34 protein-coding genes are annotated in these 21,824 nt (G+C 42.5%); 31 read left to right on the top strand and 3 right to left on the bottom strand.

Annotated elements, in window-relative coordinates; translation table 11 throughout:
* Window positions 1-8: 8 nt before the first annotated feature.
* From rplB to rplQ, 24 genes are all read left to right on the top strand, one after another.
* Complete coding sequence (gene rplB, locus JMX95_RS07690) at window positions 9-836, top strand: 50S ribosomal protein L2 (protein ID WP_055125272.1); 828 nt, start codon at window positions 9-11, stop codon at window positions 834-836.
* Between the two features lie 12 nt (window positions 837-848).
* Entirely contained in the window at window positions 849-1,124 is a 276-nt protein-coding gene (gene rpsS, locus JMX95_RS07685; protein ID WP_010196682.1) for a 30S ribosomal protein S19, read from the top strand.
* Window positions 1,125-1,134: 10 nt separating this feature from the next.
* Window positions 1,135-1,464, top strand: a complete 330-nt coding sequence (gene rplV, locus JMX95_RS07680; protein WP_045446615.1) for a 50S ribosomal protein L22 — start codon at window positions 1,135-1,137, stop codon at window positions 1,462-1,464.
* A 3-nt stretch (window positions 1,465-1,467) separates the two neighbouring features.
* A complete protein-coding gene (rpsC, locus tag JMX95_RS07675) occupies window positions 1,468-2,196 on the top strand; it encodes a 30S ribosomal protein S3 (RefSeq protein WP_045446618.1) in 729 nt (242 codons plus the stop codon).
* Between the two features lie 3 nt (window positions 2,197-2,199).
* Entirely contained in the window at window positions 2,200-2,613 is a 414-nt protein-coding gene (gene rplP / locus JMX95_RS07670) for a 50S ribosomal protein L16 (RefSeq protein ID WP_055125273.1), read from the top strand.
* Entirely contained in the window at window positions 2,613-2,810 is a 198-nt protein-coding gene (rpmC, locus tag JMX95_RS07665) for a 50S ribosomal protein L29 (protein ID WP_011279794.1), read from the top strand. The genes rplP and rpmC overlap by 1 nt, the downstream gene beginning before the upstream one ends.
* Window positions 2,807-3,079 (top strand): 30S ribosomal protein S17, encoded by a 273-nt coding sequence (gene rpsQ, locus JMX95_RS07660; protein WP_045446623.1) that lies wholly within the window; start codon window positions 2,807-2,809, stop codon window positions 3,077-3,079. The genes rpmC and rpsQ overlap by 4 nt, the downstream gene beginning before the upstream one ends.
* Window positions 3,080-3,260: 181 nt before the next feature.
* Window positions 3,261-3,629 (top strand): 50S ribosomal protein L14, encoded by a 369-nt coding sequence (gene rplN / locus JMX95_RS07655; protein WP_010196702.1) that lies wholly within the window; start codon window positions 3,261-3,263, stop codon window positions 3,627-3,629.
* Between the two features lie 8 nt (window positions 3,630-3,637).
* Window positions 3,638-3,955, top strand: coding sequence for a 50S ribosomal protein L24 (gene rplX / locus JMX95_RS07650; RefSeq protein WP_045446626.1), 318 nt, complete (start codon window positions 3,638-3,640; stop codon window positions 3,953-3,955).
* A 21-nt stretch (window positions 3,956-3,976) separates the two neighbouring features.
* Window positions 3,977-4,513, top strand: a complete 537-nt coding sequence (gene rplE / locus JMX95_RS07645; protein ID WP_011512858.1) for a 50S ribosomal protein L5 — start codon at window positions 3,977-3,979, stop codon at window positions 4,511-4,513.
* Between the two features lie 12 nt (window positions 4,514-4,525).
* Window positions 4,526-4,831 (top strand): 30S ribosomal protein S14, encoded by a 306-nt coding sequence (gene rpsN / locus JMX95_RS07640; RefSeq protein WP_021813378.1) that lies wholly within the window; start codon window positions 4,526-4,528, stop codon window positions 4,829-4,831.
* Window positions 4,832-4,842: 11 nt separating this feature from the next.
* Window positions 4,843-5,241, top strand: coding sequence for a 30S ribosomal protein S8 (rpsH, locus tag JMX95_RS07635; RefSeq protein ID WP_045446631.1), 399 nt, complete (start codon window positions 4,843-4,845; stop codon window positions 5,239-5,241).
* A 175-nt stretch (window positions 5,242-5,416) separates the two neighbouring features.
* Complete coding sequence (gene rplF / locus JMX95_RS07630) at window positions 5,417-5,950, top strand: 50S ribosomal protein L6 (protein ID WP_045446634.1); 534 nt, start codon at window positions 5,417-5,419, stop codon at window positions 5,948-5,950.
* Window positions 5,951-5,961: 11 nt separating this feature from the next.
* Window positions 5,962-6,312: a 50S ribosomal protein L18 gene (gene rplR / locus JMX95_RS07625; RefSeq protein WP_021813381.1), complete on the top strand. Its 351-nt coding sequence runs from the start codon at window positions 5,962-5,964 to the stop codon at window positions 6,310-6,312.
* Between the two features lie 2 nt (window positions 6,313-6,314).
* On the top strand, window positions 6,315-6,830 hold the full coding sequence (rpsE, locus tag JMX95_RS07620; RefSeq protein ID WP_010196711.1) for a 30S ribosomal protein S5: 516 nt from the start codon (window positions 6,315-6,317) through the stop codon (window positions 6,828-6,830).
* Window positions 6,831-6,850: 20 nt separating this feature from the next.
* Window positions 6,851-7,030 (top strand): 50S ribosomal protein L30, encoded by a 180-nt coding sequence (gene rpmD / locus JMX95_RS07615; RefSeq protein WP_010196714.1) that lies wholly within the window; start codon window positions 6,851-6,853, stop codon window positions 7,028-7,030.
* Window positions 7,030-7,470: a 50S ribosomal protein L15 gene (gene rplO / locus JMX95_RS07610; RefSeq protein WP_045446637.1), complete on the top strand. Its 441-nt coding sequence runs from the start codon at window positions 7,030-7,032 to the stop codon at window positions 7,468-7,470. Before rpmD ends, rplO begins: the two co-directional genes overlap by 1 nt.
* 19 nt (window positions 7,471-7,489) lie before the next feature.
* On the top strand, window positions 7,490-8,821 hold the full coding sequence (gene secY, locus JMX95_RS07605; protein WP_173936727.1) for a preprotein translocase subunit SecY: 1,332 nt from the start codon (window positions 7,490-7,492) through the stop codon (window positions 8,819-8,821).
* A 32-nt stretch (window positions 8,822-8,853) separates the two neighbouring features.
* A complete protein-coding gene (rpmJ, locus tag JMX95_RS07600) occupies window positions 8,854-8,970 on the top strand; it encodes a 50S ribosomal protein L36 (protein ID WP_010196721.1) in 117 nt (38 codons plus the stop codon).
* 253 nt (window positions 8,971-9,223) lie between these two features.
* Window positions 9,224-9,580: a 30S ribosomal protein S13 gene (gene rpsM / locus JMX95_RS07595; protein ID WP_021813384.1), complete on the top strand. Its 357-nt coding sequence runs from the start codon at window positions 9,224-9,226 to the stop codon at window positions 9,578-9,580.
* A gap of 20 nt (window positions 9,581-9,600) precedes the next feature.
* A complete protein-coding gene (gene rpsK, locus JMX95_RS07590; protein WP_045454458.1) occupies window positions 9,601-9,990 on the top strand; it encodes a 30S ribosomal protein S11 in 390 nt (129 codons plus the stop codon).
* A gap of 48 nt (window positions 9,991-10,038) precedes the next feature.
* The gene (gene rpsD / locus JMX95_RS07585) at window positions 10,039-10,680 is read left to right on the top strand and encodes a 30S ribosomal protein S4 (protein ID WP_010196731.1); all 642 of its coding nucleotides are present in this window, start codon (window positions 10,039-10,041) and stop codon (window positions 10,678-10,680) included.
* A gap of 80 nt (window positions 10,681-10,760) precedes the next feature.
* The gene (locus JMX95_RS07580; RefSeq protein WP_045446643.1) at window positions 10,761-11,768 is read left to right on the top strand and encodes a DNA-directed RNA polymerase subunit alpha; all 1,008 of its coding nucleotides are present in this window, start codon (window positions 10,761-10,763) and stop codon (window positions 11,766-11,768) included.
* Window positions 11,769-11,787: 19 nt separating this feature from the next.
* Window positions 11,788-12,147 carry a 50S ribosomal protein L17 gene (gene rplQ / locus JMX95_RS07575; RefSeq protein WP_021813387.1) on the top strand — a complete coding sequence of 120 codons (360 nt, stop codon included), beginning with the start codon at window positions 11,788-11,790 and terminating at the stop codon, window positions 12,145-12,147.
* A gap of 78 nt (window positions 12,148-12,225) precedes the next feature.
* Here the strand turns inward: rplQ and JMX95_RS07570 are convergent, their stop codons facing one another.
* Together JMX95_RS07570 and JMX95_RS07565 are read right to left on the bottom strand one after the other, a co-directional pair.
* Complete coding sequence (locus JMX95_RS07570) at window positions 12,226-12,846, bottom strand: L-threonylcarbamoyladenylate synthase (RefSeq protein ID WP_201553310.1); 621 nt, start codon at window positions 12,844-12,846, stop codon at window positions 12,226-12,228.
* A gap of 218 nt (window positions 12,847-13,064) precedes the next feature.
* Complete coding sequence (locus tag JMX95_RS07565; protein ID WP_201553337.1) at window positions 13,065-13,796, bottom strand: elongation factor P hydroxylase; 732 nt, start codon at window positions 13,794-13,796, stop codon at window positions 13,065-13,067.
* Between the two features lie 185 nt (window positions 13,797-13,981).
* On the opposite strand from JMX95_RS07565, the gene JMX95_RS07560 reads away from it, so the two are divergent.
* The 6 genes from JMX95_RS07560 to lysM all read left to right on the top strand — a co-directional run bounded on the left by JMX95_RS07560 (window position 13,982) and on the right by lysM (window position 18,556).
* A complete protein-coding gene (locus JMX95_RS07560; RefSeq protein WP_201553341.1) occupies window positions 13,982-14,575 on the top strand; it encodes a YceD family protein in 594 nt (197 codons plus the stop codon).
* 337 nt (window positions 14,576-14,912) lie between these two features.
* Window positions 14,913-15,095, top strand: coding sequence for a 50S ribosomal protein L32 (rpmF, locus tag JMX95_RS07555; protein WP_011512869.1), 183 nt, complete (start codon window positions 14,913-14,915; stop codon window positions 15,093-15,095).
* A gap of 437 nt (window positions 15,096-15,532) precedes the next feature.
* On the top strand, window positions 15,533-16,501 hold the full coding sequence (gene fabD, locus JMX95_RS07550) for an ACP S-malonyltransferase (protein ID WP_201553358.1): 969 nt from the start codon (window positions 15,533-15,535) through the stop codon (window positions 16,499-16,501).
* Window positions 16,498-17,226, top strand: coding sequence for a 3-oxoacyl-ACP reductase FabG (gene fabG, locus JMX95_RS07545; protein ID WP_045454442.1), 729 nt, complete (start codon window positions 16,498-16,500; stop codon window positions 17,224-17,226). Before fabD ends, fabG begins: the two co-directional genes overlap by 4 nt.
* 281 nt (window positions 17,227-17,507) lie before the next feature.
* Window positions 17,508-17,744, top strand: a complete 237-nt coding sequence (acpP, locus tag JMX95_RS07540) for an acyl carrier protein (RefSeq protein ID WP_025652201.1) — start codon at window positions 17,508-17,510, stop codon at window positions 17,742-17,744.
* 302 nt (window positions 17,745-18,046) lie between these two features.
* Window positions 18,047-18,556, top strand: a complete 510-nt coding sequence (gene lysM / locus JMX95_RS07535; RefSeq protein ID WP_055125278.1) for a peptidoglycan-binding protein LysM — start codon at window positions 18,047-18,049, stop codon at window positions 18,554-18,556.
* Between the two features lie 101 nt (window positions 18,557-18,657).
* On the opposite strand, the gene queG is transcribed toward lysM, so the two are convergent.
* Complete coding sequence (gene queG / locus JMX95_RS07530) at window positions 18,658-19,890, bottom strand: tRNA epoxyqueuosine(34) reductase QueG (RefSeq protein ID WP_201553361.1); 1,233 nt, start codon at window positions 19,888-19,890, stop codon at window positions 18,658-18,660.
* Window positions 19,891-20,082: 192 nt separating this feature from the next.
* Here queG and JMX95_RS07525 point away from each other — a divergent pair, with 192 nt between their 5' ends.
* Window positions 20,083-21,822: an NAD(P)H-hydrate dehydratase gene (locus tag JMX95_RS07525; RefSeq protein WP_201553364.1), complete on the top strand. Its 1,740-nt coding sequence runs from the start codon at window positions 20,083-20,085 to the stop codon at window positions 21,820-21,822.
* Window positions 21,823-21,824: the final 2 nt, after the last annotated feature.

The raw sequence follows: 21,824 nt of genomic DNA, 5'->3' as shown, positions 1-21,824 counted from the left end.
TTACACTCATGCCTATCGTAAAAGCAAAGCCAACATCACCAGGCCGTCGTTTTGTTGAAAAAGTGGTGCATCCACACCTTTATAAAGGTCGTCCGTTTGCAGCGCTTCTCGAATCAAAAAGTAAAACTGGTGGTCGTAACAATAATGGTCGCATAACGACTCGTCATATTGGCGGTGGTCATAAGCAGCATTATCGTATTATCGATTTCAAACGTACTAAAGACAATATCCCAGCCACGGTAGAGCGTATTGAATACGATCCTAACCGTACTGCGCACATTGCTTTACTTAAGTACGCTGATGGCGAACGTCGCTATATCATTGCTGCTAAAAAACAAGCAGTTGGCGATACAGTAATGTCAGGTGAGCTATCACCAATTCGTCCAGGTAACTGTTTACCGCTAAAAAACATCCCATTGGGTACTGTGATCCATAATATCGAACTTAAAATCGGTAAAGGCGCACAGATGGCTCGTTCTGCGGGTGCTAGCGTTCAGTTGTTAGGTCGTGAAGGTATTTATGCTATTCTACGTATGCGCTCTGGCGAAACTCGCCGTGTACACGTGAACTGCCGTGCCGTTATTGGTGAAGTTTCTAACACTGAAAACAACTTGAAATCACTTGGTAAAGCCGGTGCTTCACGTTGGCGTGGTGTTCGTCCTTCTGTTCGTGGTGTTGCTATGAACCCGGTTGATCACCCACATGGTGGTGGTGAAGGTCGTAATAAAGGTCGCCATCCAACCAGCCCTTGGGGTCAGAAGTCTAAAGGACTTAAAACGCGTAGTAATAAGCGTACTGACAATATGATCATCCGCCGTCGCGCCAAGAAGAAATAAAGGAAGAATTTCATGCCTCGTTCATTGAAAAAAGGTCCATTCATAGACGCGCATTTGTTTGCCAAAGTTGAGAATGCATTAGACACCAACTCACGCAAGCCAATTAAGACTTGGTCGCGCCGCTCGATGATCCTACCACAAATGGTTGGCTTAACCTTGTCTGTTCACAATGGCCGTACTCATGTACCGGTTATCGTGAGTGAACAGATGGTTGGTCATAAACTAGGTGAATTTGCCCCGACTCGTACGTATCGTGGTCATGGCATTGACAAAAAAGCTAAGAGATAAGGTGCTTACCATGGAAGTAACTGCAAAATTACGCGGTGCCGCCATATCGGCACAAAAAGTTAGACTCGTTGCCGATGAAGTTCGTGGCAAATCTATCGAGCGTGCTTTGGATATCCTAACGTATAGTAATAAAAAAGGCGCTGTATTTGTTAAGAAATGTCTTAACTCAGCCATCGCCAATGCCGAACACAACAACGGTCTAGATATTGATACCCTTAAAGTATCAACCATCTACGTTGATGAAGGCATTACGCTAAAACGTATCCTACCACGTGCTAAAGGTCGCGCTGATCGTATCAGTAAGCGTACCTGTCACATCACTATAAAGGTAGGAGAATAAGTTATGGGTCAAAAAGTACATCCAATCGGAATTCGTCTTGGTGTTGTAAAGAAGCATAACGCAAACTGGTATGCTAACCCTAAACAATACTCAGAATACCTAATCAACGACATTCAAGTTCGTGAATATCTGCGCAAAAAGCTTGATAGTGCTATGATTAGCAAAATCATGATTGAGCGTCCTACCGGTGCTGCTAAGATTACCATCGCCACTGCGCGTCCTGGTATCGTTATCGGTAAGAAAGGCGAAGACATCGAAAGACTTCAAAAAGAATTGACCAAAATTATGGGCGTACCTGCTCAGGTCAACATTGAAGAAATCACCTCGCCTGATCTTGATGCTCATCTAGTAGCGGAAGGTATCGCAAGTCAGCTTGAGCGTCGTGTTATGTTCCGCCGTGCTATGAAGCGCGCCGTACAGAACAGCATGCGTTCTGGTGCTAAAGGTATTAAAGTTGAGCTGTCTGGCCGTCTTGGCGGTGCTGAGATTGCTCGTACTGAATGGTACCGTGAAGGTCGTGTGCCATTGCATACACTACGCGCTGATATCGACTATTCGTCAGTACGTGCGGAAACTACTTACGGCACCATCGGTGTAAAAGTTTGGATCTTCCGTGGCGAAATCCTTGACGGTATGAACAGTGTATACAATCCCGTTAAAGAAGAGCAGACTCGTGCGCCAAAACGCCGTGGTCGTGGAAACGGAAACCGTCGAAACACAGACAGAGGTTAAACTATGTTACAGCCAAAACGTACCAAGTTTCGTAAAATGCACAAAGGTCGTAACACTGGGCTAGCTCATCGTGGAAGCACCGTTGCATTCGGACAAATTGGTCTAAAATCGTTGACTCGTGGTCGTATGACTGCCCGTCAAATTGAAGCAGCACGTCGTACCATCACTCGTAAAATTAAGCGTGGTGGTAAGATTTGGATTCGTGTATTCCCAGACAAACCAATTACCAATAAACCACTAGAAGTACGTATGGGTAAAGGTAAAGGTCCTGTAGAATATTGGGTATGCGAAATCAAACCTGGTAAAGTGCTATATGAACTCGAAGGGGTTTCAGAAGAACTTGCTCGCGAAGCGTTCACGCTTGCTGCAGCAAAACTGCCCTTTAAAACTACCATTGTTAAGCGGACGATAATGTAATGAAGATCAGTGAATTACGTGATAAATCATTAGAAGAACTGACTCAGTTACTTGATGAAAAGCAACTTGATGCTTTCCGTATTCGTATGGCTAAAGCAACTGGTCAGTTGGGTAATACCCATGAAGTACGTGTTAATCGTCGTGCGATTGCTCAGCTTCAGACTTTGATTAACGAGAAACAACGAGGCGACTCATGAGCGATAACAATCAAACAGCTAATGCTAGCGTATTGACAGGACGAGTTGTCAGTGACAAGATGGACAAGTCCATCACAGTTTTGATTGAGCGTCTGGTTCGTCATCCTTTGTATGGCAAGCAGCTTCGTCGTTCTACAAAAATCAAAGCCCATGATGAGAATAATGTTTGCCAACAAGGCGACCTTGTCCGCATCAAAGAAACGCGTCCAATCTCTAAAACCAAGTCTTGGACTTTGGTTGAAGTGGTTGAAAAAGTAGAAAAAATCTAAGTAAATTGCATTAAAAGCCAGAAGCTGTTAAAATAGCCGCCTTTTTAAGGATGCTGATTGCGCCGAGCGTATATCACTCACATTAAGAGTAGCAGCGGTTATTATTATTAAAATGCCGACTACTCATACTGTGCTAGCGGCAGCAACTGGTTTTTATTGCTCATACGTGTGGAGTAACGCTATGATTCAGGTTGAATCGATGCTGGAAGTTGCAGATAATAGCGGTGCAAGACGAGTTCAGTGCATTAAAGTACTGGGTGGCTCTCATCGTCGTTATGCATCAGTTGGCGACATTATTAAAGTAACGGTTAAAGAAGCCATTCCTCGCGGTCGTGTTAAAAAAGGCGACGTGATGAATGCTGTAGTTGTACGCACCAAAAAAGGCGTTCGTCGTCCTGATGGTTCTGTTCTGCGTTTTGACGACAATGCTGCGGTATTGTTGAACCAAAATAAAGCACCGATTGCAACTCGTATTTTTGGACCGGTAACTCGTGAACTACGTGGTGATCAGTTTATGAAAATTGTATCACTAGCACCAGAAGTATTGTGAGGTAATCCATGTCAAAATTACGTAAAGGCGATACAGTTATCGTGATTGCTGGGAAAGACAAAGGCAAGCAAGGTACTGTACAAGCTGTAAAAAATGATCGTATTAAAGTTGAAGGCATTAATATTGTCACTAAACATCAGAAGCCGAATCAGGCAACTGGCGTTGAAGGTGGCATTCTTAAGAAAGAAGCTTTTCTACATATCTCAAATGTCGCAATATTAAATGCGCAAACCCAAAAAGCTGATCGTATTACTTATCAGTTCGGCGAAGACGGCAAGAAACAACGCGTCTATCGTTCGAACGGTGAAGTAGTGGCGACTGCGTAAGACACTAAGGGTGTAATGGTAATGGCAAGATTAAAATCTTTATATAACGAAGAATTAAAGCAGCAAATCAAAGAAGAGCTTGGTTTGGCTAATGTGATGCAAGTGCCTAAAATCACTAAAATCACACTTAACATGGGTGTAGGCGGCGCGTCTCAAGACAAGAAATTGCTTGAAGGTGCAGTAGCTGACATGACCGCTATCGCTGGTCAAAAACCTGTCGTCACCAAAGCGCGTAAATCAGTTGCTGGCTTTAAAATTCGTGAAGAATGGCCAATTGGCTGCAAAGTAACGCTACGCGGTGAGCAAATGTACGAATTTTTAGATCGTCTCATTGCCATTGCAATTCCTCGTATTCGTGATTTCCGCGGTTTTTCACCTAAAGCCTTTGACGGACGTGGTAACTACTCATTGGGTATCAAAGAACAGATCGTATTCCCAGAAGTAGATTTTGACAAGATTGATCGTATCCGCGGTATGGATGTGACAATCACCACGTCAGCTCAATCTGATGAAGAAGGTCGCGCGTTGCTTAAAGCATTCGGCTTCCCATTTAAATAAGGTAAAGACGTTATGGCAAAGAAGAGCATGATTAACCGCGAATTAAAGCGCGAAAAAATGGTTGCTAAGTACGCTGATAAGCGTATCAAGCTAAAAGAAACTATCAGTGATATGACTGCAAGTGACGAAACTCGTATGGAAGCGATGCTAGAGCTACAAGCTCTTCCACGCAATTCATCGCCAGTACGTCTGCGCAATCGTTGTGCTATCACCGGTCGTCCTCACGGTTACTTCCGCAAGTTTGGCTTATCACGCAATATGCTGCGTGAGCGTGTCATGCAAGGCGATGTGCCTGGTGTTCGTAAAGCAAGCTGGTAAGGGGTAACTATATGAGTATGCAAGATACCGTTGGGGATATGCTAACCCGTATTCGTAACGCACAAATGGCTAACAAAGTATCGGTAGCAATGCCGAGCTCTAAATTACGTAAATCAATAGCTGATTTGCTAGTTAGCGAAGGTTATGTGGCGAGCGCTGTTGTTACTGAAGAAGCAAACAATAAAGCAACCCTATCTATCGAATTGAAATACTTCGAAGGCCGCGCTGTCATCGAAACGATTCAACGTTTTAGCCGTCCTGGTTTGCGCCAGTTCCGCGGTAAAGACGCTATCCCTACTGTTAAGCAAGGTATGGGTGTTGCTATCGTATCAACTAGCCAAGGTATCATGAGTGATCGTGCTGCACGCGCTGCTGGTATCGGTGGTGAAATCGTCGCATTTGTAGCGTAAGCTACACGACGATAAAGTCTATTTGATGGTTGTTAGACTTCTATTGATTGAGTAATAATGAATTATTTCAAATTGATAGGTGTCTAACGCAGTCAACTATGCTAAACTAACACGCTTTTTAGCCTGTTAGTTTTTTCGCTAATATAAAGAAGTTAATTTTTTAAGGAATATTCCTATGTCTCGTGTGGCTAAAGCCCCAGTGACACTGCCAAACGGCGTAAGTGTTACTTTGAACGATCGGCAGGTCGAAGTGAAAGGCAAGAACGGCATTTTGTCTTTACGCCTGCATGAATTGGTCGAGCTGAAACAGGAAGATGATGCGATCATTTTCTCACCTACAGTCGATTCAAAAGAAGCCATGATGCACACTGGCACCATGCGCGCTCTTGTTAACAACTATGTTAAAGGCGTGAATGAAGGCTTTGAAAAGCGTCTTCAGTTAATTGGTGTTGGTTATCGCGCACAAGTTGCTGGTAACAAGGTAACTTTGAACGTTGGTTACTCTCATCCAGTAGAATATACGTTGCCTGAAGGTGTGTCAGCTGAAACCCCAACGCAAACTGAAATTGTTTTGAAATCAAACAATAAACAGCAGCTTGGTCAAGCAGCGGCTAATATCCGCGGTTTCCGCCCACCTGAGCCTTATAAAGGTAAAGGTATTCGTTATAGTGACGAGCATGTGATTCGCAAAGAAGCCAAGAAAAAATAAGGTGAGTTGAAATGTTTGATAAAAAAGCAGCTCGTCTGCGTCGAGCTAAGAAAACCCGCGCGCATATCCGTTTCTTAGGCGTTCATCGCTTAACGGTTACTCGCACGCCAAAACATATTTATGCCCAGATTATCTCTCCTACCGGTGGTGAAGTGATTGCTCAGGCATCTACCTTAGACGGCAGCTTGCGCTCAGGCGCGACTGGCAATGCTGATGCAGCAACGTCTGTGGGCCAAATGATCGCAGAACGCGCAAAAGCAGCTGGTATCACTAAAGTTGCCTTTGACCGTAGTGGTTTTAAATATCATGGTCGAGTTAAAGCTTTAGCAGAAGCAGCTCGCGAAAACGGATTGGAGTTTTAATCATGGCTAGAAATGATAAAAATGATAAAAATGAACAGACTGACGGTCTAGTAGAACGCTTAGTTACCGTTGATCGCGTTGCAAAAGTTGTTAAAGGTGGTCGTATTTTCTCTTTCACTGCATTGACTGTAGTGGGCGATGGCAATGGTCGTGTTGGTTTTGGTCGCGGTAAAGCACGTGAAGTGCCAGCGGCTATCCAAAAAGCACTAGAAGCTGCCAAACGTAATATGATTACTGTTGAGCTTAATGATGCAACTTTGTATCATCCGATCAAAGCACGTCATGGTGCTAGTAAAGTTTATATGCAACCTGCATCTGAAGGTACTGGCGTAATCGCTGGTGGCGCAATGCGTGCTGTATTAGAAGTTGCTGGTGTCAAAGATGTTTTGACTAAATGTTATGGTTCTACCAATACTGCTAACGTTGTTCGCGCAACGTTTAACGGTTTACGTGATATGTCAACTCCAGAGAAGATGGCAGCAAAACGTGGTAAATCTGTAGACGAAATCTTGGGTTAACTTAGACTAGGTGAGTTACGATGAAAAAAATGAAAGTCACTCAATTTAAATCGGGTGCCCATCGCCTAAAGAGCCACAAAGCGAGCTTGAAAGGATTGGGTTTACGCCGTATTAATCATACTGTTGAAGTAGAAGATACACCTTCAACCCGTGGTATGGTCAATCGCGTTAACTACATGGTAAAAGTGGAGGAAGCGTAATGGGTCTTAGATTAAATGAATTATCACCAGGTGTTGGCGCAAAGAAAACTGCCCAACGTCGTGGTCGTGGTATCGGTTCAGGTCTTGGTAAGACTGGTGGTCGTGGTGTAAAAGGTCAGAAATCTCGTTCAGGTTCTAGCATACGCTCAGGATTTGAAGGTGGTCAAATGCCTTTATATCGTCGTCTACCGAAATTTGGTTTTACCAGTAAAATGGCAATGAAGACGGCTGAAGTACGTCTTTCTGAACTGAATAAAATTGATGGCGATGTGGTTAGCCTTGAAACACTTAAAGCTGCTAACCTAATCCGTCACGACATGAAGCGTGCCCGTATTATGTTGTCAGGCGAAGTCACTAAGGCTTATACCTTTAAAGGTATCAAAGTGACTAAAGGCGCTAAGCTAGCAATCGAAGCTGCTGGTGGTAGCATCGAGGAGTAGTAACGTGTCAAAACAATCAATGTCATCGACTGGTATACCGCTCAATCCATTTGCATTCATACGCAAGTATGATGAATTATGGACGCGTTTATTATTCTTAATCGGCGCATTGGTTGTTTATCGTTTAGGGTCACATATTCCAGTACCGGGTATCAATCCGGTCAACTTGGCTGATCTGTTTTCGCGCAACGAAAACACCATTTTGAGCATGTTTAACATGTTCTCAGGTGGTGCACTAGAGCGTATGTCCATTATGGCGCTCGGCATTATGCCGTATATTTCAGCATCGATTATTGTACAGATGATGTCTGCAGTATTGCCATCGCTTGAAGCCCTCAAAAAAGAAGGCGAAGCGGGACGACGTAAGTTGAACAAGTATACCCGTCAAGGGACACTTGCTTTAGCCCTAGTACAGTCATTAGGAATGTGTGCTGGCTTAATCAGTCAAAATCTTACTTTATCTTCTGGTCTGACCTTTTATATTCCAGCGGTTACCTCATTGGTAGCGGGTGCTATGTTCTTGATGTGGCTTGGTGAGCAGATTACAGAGCGCGGCGTAGGTAATGGTATTTCAATGCTCATTTTTGCGAGTATTGTGGCTGGTACGCCAGGTATGATTTCGCAGTCTATTGAACAGGTCAATCAAGGACAAATGAACTTGATTGTACTGTTTATTTTTGTGCTACTAGGCATCGCGGTTACTGCTGGTATCGTTTATATTGAACGTGCTCAGCGCCGTGTTCCAGTAAACTATGCACAGAAGCAGCAACAAGGTCGCAAAATATATGCTCAGCAGCAGTCACATTTGCCGCTGAAGCTTAATATGGCAGGGGTTATCCCAGCCATTTTTGCCAGCTCGTTGTTGTTGTTTCCAGCAAGTTTAGGGCAGTGGGTCGGTCAATCAACTGATCCTACCCTTACACAAAAGATACTACAGAATATGGCATTGGTGTTGTCTCCAGGACAGCCGCTATATTTGGTTCTGTTTGGCGCGATGATTATTTTCTTCTGTTACTTCTATACGGCATTGGTATTTAGTCCACGTGAAGTAGCTGAAAACCTTAAACGTAGTGGTGCGTATATCCCAGGTATTCGCCCCGGACAACAAACTCAGCGTTACCTAGATCATGTATTAAACCGACTGACCTTTATTGGCGCGATGTATATGACGGTTATTTGTTTAATGCCAATGGTCGTCCAGTCATCGTTTGGTGTGCCGTTTCAACTCGGTGGTACGTCTTTACTGATTATGGTGGTTGTGGTAATGGACTTCATTTCGCAAATCCAAGCGCATTTGATGACCCATCAATATCATGATCAGACGTTAATTCAATCGCCCACTCAACCTTAAATGAGCGGTACGATATCTCAAAGGAGCATGCTATGAAAGTTCAAGCATCAGTTAAAAAGATTTGTGGTAGCTGTAAAGTTGTACGCCGTAAAGGCCGTGTACATATCATCTGTACAGCAGAACCTCGCCACAAGCAACGTCAAGGTTAATATTTAGTATTATAAAGTCTCAGACTTTTGTTACTATCTCAATTAATACTTGAAAAATGACGGCGGATGGGATATCATCCGCCACTTGCCGTAGTTTATGCAAAAACTTTTATAAGACCGTCAATGAATAGGCTTGTAATCAAGTCAAAGCAGCGATAATAATTATAAAAGCTTTAGTATTGACAGCAACAAATCTGAAAAATAAAGCCTTATTGATAAATAACGCTTATTTTTCTTTAATGGAGAGAAATCAATGGCTCGTATTGCCGGCGTAAACATTCCGGATAATAAGCATGCTGTTATTTCACTAACTTACATCTTTGGTGTAGGTCGTACCACTGCTCAGAAAATCTTAGAAGCAGTTGGCATTGCCCCTACTACTAAAGTTAGTCAGTTAGATGATACACAGTTAGATGCTATCCGTGCACAAGTTGCAAATTACATGACTGAAGGTGATCTTCGTCGTGAAGTGTCAATGAATATTAAGCGTTTAGTTGATCTTGGTTGTTACCGTGGCATCCGCCATCGTCGTAACCTACCAGTTAGAGGTCAGAATACTAAGAACAACGCTCGTACTCGTAAGGGTCCGACACGCCCTCTCAAAAGATAATTAACTTAGGAAGCTAAAAGATGGCTAAAGACACTCGTAGTCGCAAGAAAGTGACTCGTCGTTCAGTATCGGAGGGCATTGCCCATATCCATGCGTCTTTTAATAACACCATTGTTACGATTACCGATCGTCAAGGTAATGCACTGGCTTGGGCCACTTCAGGTGGACAAGGCTTCCGTGGTTCACGTAAATCTACACCATTTGCAGCTCAGGTTGCAGCTGAGGTCGCTGGTAAAGCGGCTCAAGAATATGGTGTTAAGAATATCGACGTTTTGGTCAAAGGACCAGGACCGGGTCGTGAGTCTGCGGTAAGAGCACTAGGTGCATTGGGTTATAAAGTTAACAGCATCTCTGATGTAACCCCAATCCCACACAATGGTTGCCGTGCGCCTAAAAAGCGCCGCGTCTAATATTAAAGACGAAGCTTTTTATCCCAAAAGCTTATAGGAGACATAACAATGGCCCGCTATATTGGACCAAAACTCAAATTATCACGTCGTGAAGGCACGGACTTAGGTCTTAAGTCTGGCGTTAAACCATACGACGTAAAAACGAAAAAAGCTGGTCGTCCACCAGGTCAACACGGTGTAAGCCGTAACAAGACCTCAGAATATGCTTTACAGCTGCGTGAAAAGCAGAAAGTTAAGCGTATTTATGGTGTACTAGAGCGTCAGTTTGCTAATTACTATAAAGAAGCTGCTCGTAAGCGCGGTGCTACTGGTGAAAACCTGTTAGCCATGCTTGAGAGCCGTCTAGATAACGTTGTTTATCGCATGGGCTTTGGCTCAACTCGCGCTGAAGCACGTCAGCTAGTCAGTCATCGTACTGTTATGGTAAAAAAAGCTGGTCGTGATGAGTTTGTTCGTGTGAACATTCCATCAATTCAGTTGCAAGATGGTGATGTCATCGCTATCCAAGAGAAGTCTCGCGAGCAATTACGTATTAAAAACGCAATTGAGCTGGCTACCCAACGTGGTATTCCAGAATGGCTAGATGTTGACCACAGCAAATTACAAGGCACGTTTAAACAAGCGCCTGATCGTATTGATCTACCTGCTGAAATCAACGAAAGCTTGATCGTTGAGCTATACTCTAAGTAATGACGTACTGCTCGATGTCGTGAAAACGGCATTGAGCAATTAACGTTAATTAAACCAGTTTAATAAATCGAGGTGACATCATGATGCTAAATGCAACTGAGTTTCTAACGCCGAATGCCATTAATGTGGATACGGTTAATGAAACGATTGCGAAAGTCACGCTCGAACCGTTAGAACGCGGCTTTGGGCATACCCTTGGTAATGCCTTACGTCGCATCTTGTTATCTTCATTACCTGGTGCTGCAGTCATTGAAGCTGAGATTGATGGTGTTGACCATGAATACTCAACGCTTGAAGGGCTACAAGAAGATGTACTTGACTTGCTTTTGAATCTAAAAGGCTTGGCTATTACGCTTCATGACCAAAATGAAGTATTTTTGACCTTGGATAAACAAGGTCCAGGCACTATTACTGCTGCAGACATCGCGTTACCGCATAATGTAGACATCGTCAATCCAGAATTGGTGTTGGGTACATTGAGTGATCGTGGTCATCTTAAGATGCGTTTGCGTGTAGTAATGGGTCGTGGATATGAGCCAGCAAACCAGCGCCGTGAAGATGGTGATACTAAAGCAATCGGACGTTTAAAGCTTGATGCAAGTTTTAGTCCTGTGCTTCGTGTTGCTTATCAGGTTGAGAACGCTCGTGTAGAGCAGCGTACTGATCTTGATCGTCTTATCATTGAGCTTGAAACTAATGGCACTATAGATCCAGAAGAAGCAATTCGTAAAGCAGCCACTATTTTACAACAACAGATTTCTATCTTTGTTGACCTAGAAGCTGAAGAAGCGCCTGAGCCTGTGAAAGAGAAAGAAGAGGTTGATCCGGTGCTATTACGCCCTGTGGACGATCTTGAACTAACGGTTCGCTCAGCCAACTGCTTGAAAGCTGAAAACATTTACTATATCGGTGATTTGGTACAACGTTCAGAGACTGAACTTCTAAAAACCCCAAATCTTGGTAAGAAATCATTAACGGAAATCAAAGACGTACTAGCGTCTAAAGATTTAGAGCTCGGTATGCGCCTAGATAACTGGCCACCAGCTGACCTTCGTGTTGATGATCGCTTTTCTTATCGTAGCCGTTAAACTTTAAGGATTTTTGACTATGCGCCATCGTAAGAGTGGAGTCAAGCTGGGTCGTACCGGCAGTCATCGTAAGGCAATGTTTCAGAACATGACTAACTCATTATTTGAGCATGAACTGATCAAAACAACTTTACCAAAAGCAAAAGAGTTACGTCGCGTTGCCGAGCCATTAATCACTATGGCTAAAGAAGACAGCGTTGCTAACCGTCGTTTGGCATTTAGCCGTATGCGTAGCAAAGCTATGGTAGGTAAACTATTTGGCACGTTAGGTCCTCGTTACCAGACCCGTCCAGGTGGATATTTGCGTATCGTAAAATGTGGTTACCGTGATGGTGACAATGCGCCAATGGCATATGTAGAATTGGTTGATCGCGACTAATTTTACAATAAGCAAAAGATGTATATAAAAAAGCTCCAATTCAATTGGAGCTTTTTTTGTGTTTGATGCTTTAGTTTATTACCGTAGTAGTGAATCTACATCCGCGGCACCTTGTCTGATAATTTCAGGCTGGCTACCAGTCATATCAACAATCGTAGTTAGTTTAGTGGTCTTTACACCTGCATTTATCAAACCGTCGATTTGATTGCCTAATAAATCCTCAATCTCAAAGGGATCATCTAGTATGTCATCACGGTTAGGCAGTATTAATGAACTGGTTAAGATAGGTTCATCCATGGCCTCTAAAAGCGCTTGCGCAATAGGGTTGCTAGGTACTCGAATACCGATGGTTTTTTTCTTCGCATGTGCCAATTTTTTTGGTACGTCTTTTGTGGCATTGAGGATAAAGGTGATGGGCGCAGGAGTAAGCGCTTTGAGCTGTTTAAATTGTATATTGTCCACTGCAGCATAGTTGGCAATTTCGCTTAAGTCACGGCACAGTAAAGTAAACTGGTGTTTATCATCAAGTTCACGAATTTGTTTGAGCTTATCGAGTGCATCCTTTGCTCCTAAGCGACAACCAAAAGCATAGCTGGTATCGGTAGGGTAGATAATGAGCTGGTCTTTACGTAACAGATCCGCCACTTGCTCAATCAGACGTGGCTGTGGATTTTCTGGATGAATATAAAATACTTGCATAGCAGTTCCTTATTTTATAATTATGGGTTTTTAAATGTGAGGTTTTTGACTAAGTAGAATATCGGTGGCGCGCATGCTTCTTTCACTCAGTTTACTAAAAAAGCATCACTGCCTTCCTAGTATAGCGCAAAGCCAATATAAGTTTGATTGCAAGCCGTTACTATGCGTAGACAATCGTTAACATAAAAATACCGCACCTTTACGCTGATATGCTGCTGTTACTCTAGATCAGCTATAGAGACACTGAGTAAGGCGTGTAATAAAGTTTTAGCATCAGGTGGCAATATATTCGGCTTAGCGATGTATTGTTGCACTTGTCGGTAGACGTCATTTGCGAATGTACTATTGCTCGTATCAAAGTCAGCAAACAAATTATCTTGTGACACCTCAAATGATCGTTCACAAGCGAGAGTAAATAAACACTCTAACGCTTGTGGTTTAATCTCTACGCGCTCAAATGCTTGCTGCTGAGCGGCGGTACGCCCATCTGGTGCGTACCAGTAGCCAAAGTCAGGTAAACGTCTACGAGCCTCTCCAGCCACACACCAATGGCTCAGCTCATGCAATGCGCTAGCAAAAAATCCATGAGCGAATTCAATTTTTGCGGGTTCGTTATTTTGTGCCGGAAAGTACTCTGGTTCTCCTTGTCCACGAACCAATGTAACGTTTTGATGAGTGAATAAATTATTGAATAATTGGATGAGCCAATCAGTAGCCGCTTGCTCGTATTTATTAACCAATGATGGAGTGCTATCTAAGCCTTTGATAGCAGCTAACCTTTGCCATTCACTTTTTACATCCTCTAAGCACTGATTGTTGTTAAGGTTCCACGAGTCAGTGGAAGAGGCATTCACATTATTGGTTAACGTAGTGAGACGTTGCAATAGTATTTTTGCTTCAAGTGCAGAAAGTAGGTTCGAGAAGTCAGGTTTATCATTAAACACATTCATAGGTAAAACACTGGTCAAATAAAAGATGAAAAGAAGAACTATCTTTGAATATAAATAGGAGAAATAAAGAGATGAAAATAGAGCTTATATCAAATAAATTTAACATACTAGCGCTAGCGTCGCTCAATGCTTTCCGTTAGTATGGCAGGCAATATTATACACCGTTTTGATGAATGAGGTCGCGCATGTCAAGCACTCCAAAAAGTAAACCGTCAGCAGGTTATGCTGATAATAAAAAAGCGCCTTTATCTACTAGTATGCCTGAATCTATTTCTTTGGATAAATGGGCAGATACTGGTTATGAATGGACAGGAGAGGTAGAGCCAAGCGCTTTCAAACGTCTTGCTGCTACCTTAGCCACCGAACATGAACAAGCAGACATCTCGCTTAATGCCAATCTGTATCGACGCAATAATGTCTTACATTTGGCATTCACACTGACGGGTGAAGTTTGGTTAACCTGTCAACGTTGCCTACAGCCAGTGGCTATCGATTTGTCTGATGATTATAATATTGCGCTACTAGAAGATGAGAGCCAAGCACGTTCAATCAATGATGAACAAGACTATTTATTACTTGATGAAATTATTACTGAGCCTGCACCAGAGCTTTTATTGCCATTCAAAAAATTGGTAGAAGATGAGATATTACTGAAGACGCCGATGTCGCCAAAACATGACGACTGTGAAATGACGGTAGAGCAATTTGGTGAGATCCCAGAAGAGGAAGAAAGCGAAAATCCTTTTGCTGCTTTAGCCTCGCTAAAAGGCAAGTTGTAATCTTATTAAGAGACAAGTCATATATCAATGTACTACTTAATAAATTTATGATACCTTTCATCAGCTTTCTACCAAAGAGTGAGAAGCAGGGCTTTATTAATCCGCTAAACATGCGTATAATGTCCCGTTTATTGCATTCTAGCAATCTGCTACTGGCAGATAGATGCTGATCTTGCAGACTAACTATAGATTTTAGACGTAATCAACACTTTAATACGTGGCAATCTATTTAACTAATGATGCGTAAGACTTAGGTTGTTGTGATTATATAGCCTCTGTCAGTGTCGATTAAAGCTGAATTTCAAGCTTATCCCCTTTTAAGTATAGGAGCTATATCATGGCCGTTCAAAAAAGTCGTAAAAGTCGTTCTCGTCGTGACATGCGCCGTTCACATCATCGTATGGAAATCGCTGAGATAAGCGTAGATGCTACCACTGGTGAAAAACATCGTCGTCATCACATGACTAAAGATGGTTTCTACCGTGGTCGCCAGTTGTTTAAAGTTAGTCAAGACGCTTAAATTATTGGCTATTCAATAGCTGATTGTAAAAATAATGATAGTACTGGTGACTGTCATTATTTTTGCAACGCTGTTATTAGGTAATATGCTTTGAGCTGAAGAAAGCCAAGTTATTTCGCTATCATATATTATGTGGCTAGATAACTTGGCTTTTTGCTATTGGCTTTTATGGTAGGTATTTGAACAACCTTTTACCATGTGCCTTTAGAAAATATGAAAATGAACCGATATACTCTACCATTTTAATTTGAATGGTATCTTTTACTATACGTGTTTCAGTAGCATCCACTATGATAATAGTGTGCGTCAGTGTATAGTTTATCGATAATCCGTTTTTTTAGACAAATACTAAAGCAACGGCTTTATATCGCCTCTAATAATATAATAAACCCCAATTGTTTTTAGGGATATTTCCAATTAAATAAGGAATATTGGTTATGGCCTCTGTACCCGATATGGTAAAAAAGCCGCCGACACGTATTGCGGTAATTTTTCCTGGTCAAGGATCGCAAGTAGTCGGGATGACTAGTGAGCTTGCTGAAATCTATCCAGAGATTCTCGATACCTTTACTGAAGCTAGCGCCGCGCTTGGTGAAGACTTATGGGCAATCTGTCAAAATGAAGAAAAACTCAACCAAACACAGTATACTCAGCCAGCATTACTGACGGCGAGCATTGCCATTTGGCGTATCTTAAAACAAAAAATAAATACAGCGCCTTGTTATTTAGCGGGTCATTCTCTAGGTGAGTACAGTGCGCTTTGTGCGGCTGAAGTCATATCGCTTGCTGATGCGGTTAAATTGGTACATAAGCGCGGTCAGTTGATGCAAGAAGCCGTTGTAGGTGTCGATACTGCCATGGCAGCAGTGTTAGGGCTTGAGGACAATCGAGTAGAAAACTTGTGTGAGCAAGCGACTGAACATGTCGAAGGTGCCATTGTAGGTGCAGCCAACTTTAATAGTCCAGGACAAGTGGTGATATCGGGTAATGCTGCTGGTGTGAATGCCGTTATTGATAAAGTGCAAAACACTGGCAAAAAATCTATCCCGCTAAAGGTCAGCGTACCATCACATTGCGCGCTTATGGAGCCAGCCAGTAGTGCATTGGCTGAGATTCTGGCAGAAATAAAATTTGATCAAGCGACGATTCCTGTTATCCAAAATCGACATGCGCGTGTCGAGAGCAGTGCGGTCGGTATCAAGCAGGCATTAACGGAGCAATTAAGCCAACCAGTATTATGGTCAAAAACCATGCAAGAGCTGGCTGACAAGCAAATTAATATTTTAATCGAATGTGGCAGTGGTAATGTATTGAGCAACTTGGCGAAGCGCCAAGCACAGCCAATTACGAGCTATCCTACTGACAAGCCCGCTCGTCTTGATAAATTAATGGAGGTGTTATCATGAGTCGTACGATTACTCTAGTGACAGGTGCTAGCCGTGGTATTGGTAAAGCCGTTGCCAAACGTTTCGCCAAAGAAGGACATTTTGTTATTGGTACAGCCACTACGGAAAAAGGTGCTGAGCTGATTGATGGTTATCTCCACGATAGTGGCGGTATTGGACGTGTTTTAGACGTGCGTGATACCGCACAAATTGATAAGCTGTTTGAAGAGATTGAGAGCGTCTACGGCGCAGTACAAGTCTTGGTCAATAATGCAGGTATCACCCAAGATGGTCTGCTGATGCGTATGAAAGATGACGACTGGGAAAATGTTATCGATACCAATTTGACGTCGGTATACCGTATGAGTAAACGTGCTGTGCGCGGTATGATGAAAGCACGCCGTGGTCGCATCATCAATATAACCTCTGTCGTTGCGCAAATGGGTAATGCAGGTCAGTCTAACTATGCGGCGACCAAAGCAGGCGTTGAAGGGTTCAGCCGTACGCTCGCGCGTGAAATTGGCTCACGACAAGTGACGATCAATTGCGTAGCCCCTGGTTTGATCGAAACGGATATGACGGACGAGCTTGATGAGCGCCTATTGAACTCTATGCTAGACGCTGTACCTATCAGTCGCCTTGGACAGCCAGAAGACATTGCCGCCGCCGTACATTTCTTAGCCAGCGATGAGGCCAGTTATATCACAGGCGCTGTTATTCCTGTCAATGGTGGTATGTATATGTAGGTGATAAATAAGTGTTACACAGTTATAATAAAAAACTCTGTGCACGAGTGTAAACTATAATAAAGGGTGTTATAATGACGGATACTTTTATGTCAAAGCCCTGTATTATAGCAGGGCTTTACTAGACATCCGTCAAAACGTATAACCAGCTATAAATAAGTTACAAAGTACTCAGATAGCTGTGCTAATCTGAAGATATGATTTTATATACAATGCTGTAGAGCCTAATGATAGGACTATGGTGACTTGCCAAAATAATAGATCAAAAAGGAGAAATCTACATGAGTAATGATACCGAGCTAAGAGTTAAAGCTGCAGTAGCTGAGCAATTGGGTATGAATGTTGAAGATATCAACAATGATGCATCATTTATGGAAGACTTAGGTGCAGATTCGTTAGACCTAGTCGAATTGGTTATGTCATTTGAAAGTGACTTTGGCATTACCATTCCTGATGAAGATTCAGCAGAATTAACGACTGTTCAAAAAGCGATTGATTATGTACAAGCGCAGCTATAATTAGCTAGTGGCTTAGCGAGTTATTTTAGCCGCCTATCTGTAGAGATAGGCGGTTTTTTTATGTTCTTAATTTGCCATGGCGACAGGTAGTTATGTGACTAATCAATACGTTAACATAAGCTACGCCAAATCAACATTACTCAACATACTATTACTATCTACCTCACCTATCTTTGTCTATACTCACAATGGTAAGCAGTAACAAAGTGTAGTTATATATAAAGTGTGGTTATATACGAATGTATATGCCATTAAAAAAATAATGATCAATAATAAATAACAATATTTAAGGGAGTATGTAAATGGGTATGTTCAGTTTTGCAAAAGATATCGGTGATAAAATTTTCAATCGTGATGACGCCAAACACGATGCCAAGTCAGAAACTAAAGCAGACGCCAATACGCCAGTACAGAGTAGCGAACCTTCTGCGCAATCAGTTGCCAATATTTTACTTCGTCGTATTCAACAGCAGAATCTTAATATTAGCGATTTGAAAATCAAGTATAACGGCTCAACAGATACTGCAGAAATCAGCGGTAAAGCTAAAACGCAAGCAGACCGCGAAAAAGCGATTATCGCCATTGGTAATGTACAAAACGTGGCCAAGGTAATCGATAATATTGATATCGAAGAAGATGCGCCTGAGTCAACGATGTATACAGTGAAATCTGGTGATAGCTTGTCTAAGATCGCAAAAGAGGTTTATGGTTCAGCGGATGATTATATGAAAATCTTTGAAGCCAATAAGCCGATGCTATCTAGCCCTGATAAGATTTATCCTGGTCAAGTACTGCGTATTCCTAAGCCATAATAGGCTTTTGAACTGTCAGAGATATGTGCGAAAAAAATAAAGAATGCCTCTTACTATAATAAGAGGCATTTTTTTGGCATATAGAAATATAAACTTAAGATTTAGAGATTTTTTAACTTCTCGTACTGTTCAGCTATGGCCCAATTGATATGTACATCGAGCATTTCGTTATGTACGCCCAACTTTGATTGTAACTGAGTAATGGTTTCTTCATTACCATTAGCATTTCCAAGACCAATCGCGATATTACGCAAAAAGTTCACATAGCCTGTGCGTCTAAGCGGGCTGCCTTCAGTTTTTTTCATAAATTCAGCTTCTTGCCATTGCCACAGCTCAAGCAAACTGCTGCTATCAAGGTTATGCCGTGGTGCGAAATCCTCTACAGGTGTAAGATTGGCGTAGCGATTCCAAGGACAGATAAGTTGACAGTCGTCACAGCCAAAGATGCGATTACCAATTGCGCGGCGGTATTTTATATCAATAATACCGTCGTGCTCGATAGTGAGGTAGGAGATACAAGCTGCAGCATTGAGCTCATAGGGCGCGACAATCGCTTGAGTGGGACAGATATCGATACAAGCGCTACAACTGCCGCAATGCTCTTTGACCGGTTTGTCATCAGGTAACTGGAGACTAATAAATAGCTCACCCAATACAAAAAATGAACCCGCTTGCTTGTTGATTAATAAGGTGTGCTTTCCTGTCCAGCCAAGACCAGCAGCATCGGCAATGGGTCGCTCGAAAATAGGAGCAGAGTCGCTAAAAGGCCTAAAAATAAAATCTTGCTCTGAACCTATATTGAGGTGTTGCCACTCAGGAAGCATGGCTTCTATCTTTAGTGCCAATTGCTTCAAACGACTGCGCATCGTTTTATGATAGTCGCGTCCTCTGGCATAACGAGCGATGATGCCTTGATTGGGGTAGTCATTGTCAGTGATCTTACGTGGGGTTGGTGCTTGAGTCAGGTAATCCATACGGACACTGATGATGGTTTTTGCCCCTTCTACCAGTTGGTCAGGATTTGCCCGCAGTTCATGATTGTTATGCATAAACTGCAGTTGCCCCTCATAGCCTTTATCGAGCCATTGTTGCAATTGTACAATCTGCTTAGCAAATAAAGGATGATGCACCGATAAAAAACCGCAGTCGGCAAACCCTAAAGCCTGTGCTTGGTCTTTAATCCATTGTTTGACATCTGCTGTGGTGGTAAATGTTGGGCTATTATTCACATTAATCTTTTTTTCGGACGCAGGCTTAGGTTCAGCAGAGATTTGCTTAGCTGATTTCTGCTGGGTTGAAGAGATAGGCAAGTTTACTTTAGGAGGATTATTCATGTGTGACAGTAGGCGATAGAGTGAATACCGATATAATAAGCCAGTGAGCTAAGAGCGCAAGTATAAAAGCAAATAATTTCACATTCATATTGATACATACGTTGATGTAAGCGTTTGCTAAGCTGATGCTAAATGATAGTAATCATATCTCAATAAAATAGAAAATCAGCAAAAAATACTCAAGGACTAGCTATGAAAAATCAGACCAATTTATCACCTATAAAAAATACAAAACCTATCCCGTTATATAGCAGTGAACAACTCTATGTGATGGAGCAAGCATGGTTTGTAGAGGGGCATGATAGTTTTGGGTTGATGAAACAAGCAGCCTGGCAAATGGCGCAACACATAGAGCAATTATATGAACAAAAACAATTAAACATATATCCATCAGCCACTACTTATGTGCCTCGTCGTCATATGCGTCAGCATCGAGTGAGCATTTGGGTTGGAAAGGGTAATAATGGTGGCGACGGTTGGCTCATTGCTTATTATTTACAGCAAATGGGTTGGCAGGTACAAGTGGTAACAGTTGGTTTTGAGAGTGATGATTTTGATACCAGTGACACAACAGCATTTTCTGACGCACAAAAAACCCTAAAAGAGGCGCTATGGGCCAATTGCCCTTATCGACGCTTTGAAAATGGTGCTTGTGAGCCAGAAGAAGGAGTAGATGGTAATCTGCAAGCCGATGTCTATATTGATGCGCTGTTTGGTATTGGTCTGGATCGTGCACCTACAGGTATTTATAAAACGGCCATTAGCACTTTTAATGAGTTATCTAAAGGAAATAACACCTTGGCCATTGCGGTTGATATTCCAAGTGGTTTGGTGGCTTCGACTGGCGAGGTGTTTGAGCAGGTGGCTATACAGGCTGATATAACGCTATGTTTAATTGCACGGAAATTCGGTTTGCATACCAAAGATGGTATGGATTGTAGCGGCAAGGTAATTGATATACCGCTGATACCTTATCCAATAAATGATAAAAGGTTCATGCCAGTAGCAACACTGATTACTACTGCATATGGTCTAAGTCCTCGCCGTCAAAATAGCTACAAAGGTAGCTATGGTCATGTACTGATTATTGGCGGTAATCGTATCGATGGCTCACAAGGTATGGGCGGCGCTGCGATACTGTCTGCTTCGAGCTCGATGGCGGCAGGAGCGGGTAAAATTACAGTTGCTTGCCATGAGGCTTTTCATAGCGCCCTATTAACTTCGCTACCAGATGCAATGACGATTAATTTGCATGATGTGGATGGAGTGCAGGAGTTAATTAAGTCAGCTACTGTGATTGCGATTGGTATGGGGCTTGGTCGTGATGAAAAAGCAAAAGTGTTATTTATAAAGTATCTACAAGCTGCGATGACAGCTAAAAAGGCAATAGTGATTGATGCTGATGGACTTTATCATTTGGCATCATTGCAATTAGAGCATCATGAATTGGTCAGTCAGCTGCGAGAATATAGCGTTAATCATCAAGTTTGTTTGACACCGCACAGTGGCGAAACTGCTAGATTACTGAATAAGAGAATCAGTGAAGTGGAAAGCAATAGACTACAAGCGATAAAACAGTGCGCTACAACTTATGGTGGTGAATGGGTGCTAAAAGGCGCAGGTTCTTTGATATTAGAGCAGGGCTTAGATGAGCACCACGTTTATGTTTGTGCTGTCGGTAATGCCGGTATGGCGACGGCTGGCATGGGTGATGTGTTATCCGGTGTCATTGCTGGTCTGCTAGCACAACAAGATTTATCGTCAGGAATGCAAAGCTTGCATCAAGCGGTTGTTATACATGGATTAGCAGGGGATACGCTGGTCAATCAAAGTAATAATACGTTATTGGTTGGACAACGAGGACTACAAGCTCAGGATATGCCAGCAGCCATTCGTCATGTGATGCAGCTATTGATTAACGTCTATAATTAGCA

The sequence above is a fragment of the Psychrobacter sp. NC44 genome (assembly GCF_904846655.1).
Classification (GTDB): Bacteria; Pseudomonadota; Gammaproteobacteria; order Pseudomonadales; family Moraxellaceae; genus Psychrobacter.
This window is presented reverse-complemented; position numbering and strand designations above follow the sequence as displayed.

Coding starts and splice junctions, on each gene's coding strand:
- rplB (WP_055125272.1), top strand. CDS start 9: ATGCCTATCGTAAAAGCAAAGCCAACATCACCAGGCCGTCGTTTTGTT.
- rpsS (WP_010196682.1), top strand. CDS start 849: ATGCCTCGTTCATTGAAAAAAGGTCCATTCATAGACGCGCATTTGTTT.
- rplV (WP_045446615.1), top strand. CDS start 1,135: ATGGAAGTAACTGCAAAATTACGCGGTGCCGCCATATCGGCACAAAAA.
- rpsC (WP_045446618.1), top strand. CDS start 1,468: ATGGGTCAAAAAGTACATCCAATCGGAATTCGTCTTGGTGTTGTAAAG.
- rplP (WP_055125273.1), top strand. CDS start 2,200: ATGTTACAGCCAAAACGTACCAAGTTTCGTAAAATGCACAAAGGTCGT.
- rpmC (WP_011279794.1), top strand. CDS start 2,613: ATGAAGATCAGTGAATTACGTGATAAATCATTAGAAGAACTGACTCAG.
- rpsQ (WP_045446623.1), top strand. CDS start 2,807: ATGAGCGATAACAATCAAACAGCTAATGCTAGCGTATTGACAGGACGA.
- rplN (WP_010196702.1), top strand. CDS start 3,261: ATGATTCAGGTTGAATCGATGCTGGAAGTTGCAGATAATAGCGGTGCA.
- rplX (WP_045446626.1), top strand. CDS start 3,638: ATGTCAAAATTACGTAAAGGCGATACAGTTATCGTGATTGCTGGGAAA.
- rplE (WP_011512858.1), top strand. CDS start 3,977: ATGGCAAGATTAAAATCTTTATATAACGAAGAATTAAAGCAGCAAATC.
- rpsN (WP_021813378.1), top strand. CDS start 4,526: ATGGCAAAGAAGAGCATGATTAACCGCGAATTAAAGCGCGAAAAAATG.
- rpsH (WP_045446631.1), top strand. CDS start 4,843: ATGAGTATGCAAGATACCGTTGGGGATATGCTAACCCGTATTCGTAAC.
- rplF (WP_045446634.1), top strand. CDS start 5,417: ATGTCTCGTGTGGCTAAAGCCCCAGTGACACTGCCAAACGGCGTAAGT.
- rplR (WP_021813381.1), top strand. CDS start 5,962: ATGTTTGATAAAAAAGCAGCTCGTCTGCGTCGAGCTAAGAAAACCCGC.
- rpsE (WP_010196711.1), top strand. CDS start 6,315: ATGGCTAGAAATGATAAAAATGATAAAAATGAACAGACTGACGGTCTA.
- rpmD (WP_010196714.1), top strand. CDS start 6,851: ATGAAAAAAATGAAAGTCACTCAATTTAAATCGGGTGCCCATCGCCTA.
- rplO (WP_045446637.1), top strand. CDS start 7,030: ATGGGTCTTAGATTAAATGAATTATCACCAGGTGTTGGCGCAAAGAAA.
- secY (WP_173936727.1), top strand. CDS start 7,490: ATGTCATCGACTGGTATACCGCTCAATCCATTTGCATTCATACGCAAG.
- rpmJ (WP_010196721.1), top strand. CDS start 8,854: ATGAAAGTTCAAGCATCAGTTAAAAAGATTTGTGGTAGCTGTAAAGTT.
- rpsM (WP_021813384.1), top strand. CDS start 9,224: ATGGCTCGTATTGCCGGCGTAAACATTCCGGATAATAAGCATGCTGTT.
- rpsK (WP_045454458.1), top strand. CDS start 9,601: ATGGCTAAAGACACTCGTAGTCGCAAGAAAGTGACTCGTCGTTCAGTA.
- rpsD (WP_010196731.1), top strand. CDS start 10,039: ATGGCCCGCTATATTGGACCAAAACTCAAATTATCACGTCGTGAAGGC.
- JMX95_RS07580 (WP_045446643.1), top strand. CDS start 10,761: ATGATGCTAAATGCAACTGAGTTTCTAACGCCGAATGCCATTAATGTG.
- rplQ (WP_021813387.1), top strand. CDS start 11,788: ATGCGCCATCGTAAGAGTGGAGTCAAGCTGGGTCGTACCGGCAGTCAT.
- JMX95_RS07570 (WP_201553310.1), bottom strand. CDS start 12,846: ATGCAAGTATTTTATATTCATCCAGAAAATCCACAGCCACGTCTGATT.
- JMX95_RS07565 (WP_201553337.1), bottom strand. CDS start 13,796: ATGAATGTGTTTAATGATAAACCTGACTTCTCGAACCTACTTTCTGCA.
- JMX95_RS07560 (WP_201553341.1), top strand. CDS start 13,982: ATGTCAAGCACTCCAAAAAGTAAACCGTCAGCAGGTTATGCTGATAAT.
- rpmF (WP_011512869.1), top strand. CDS start 14,913: ATGGCCGTTCAAAAAAGTCGTAAAAGTCGTTCTCGTCGTGACATGCGC.
- fabD (WP_201553358.1), top strand. CDS start 15,533: ATGGCCTCTGTACCCGATATGGTAAAAAAGCCGCCGACACGTATTGCG.
- fabG (WP_045454442.1), top strand. CDS start 16,498: ATGAGTCGTACGATTACTCTAGTGACAGGTGCTAGCCGTGGTATTGGT.
- acpP (WP_025652201.1), top strand. CDS start 17,508: ATGAGTAATGATACCGAGCTAAGAGTTAAAGCTGCAGTAGCTGAGCAA.
- lysM (WP_055125278.1), top strand. CDS start 18,047: ATGGGTATGTTCAGTTTTGCAAAAGATATCGGTGATAAAATTTTCAAT.
- queG (WP_201553361.1), bottom strand. CDS start 19,890: ATGAATAATCCTCCTAAAGTAAACTTGCCTATCTCTTCAACCCAGCAG.
- JMX95_RS07525 (WP_201553364.1), top strand. CDS start 20,083: ATGAAAAATCAGACCAATTTATCACCTATAAAAAATACAAAACCTATC.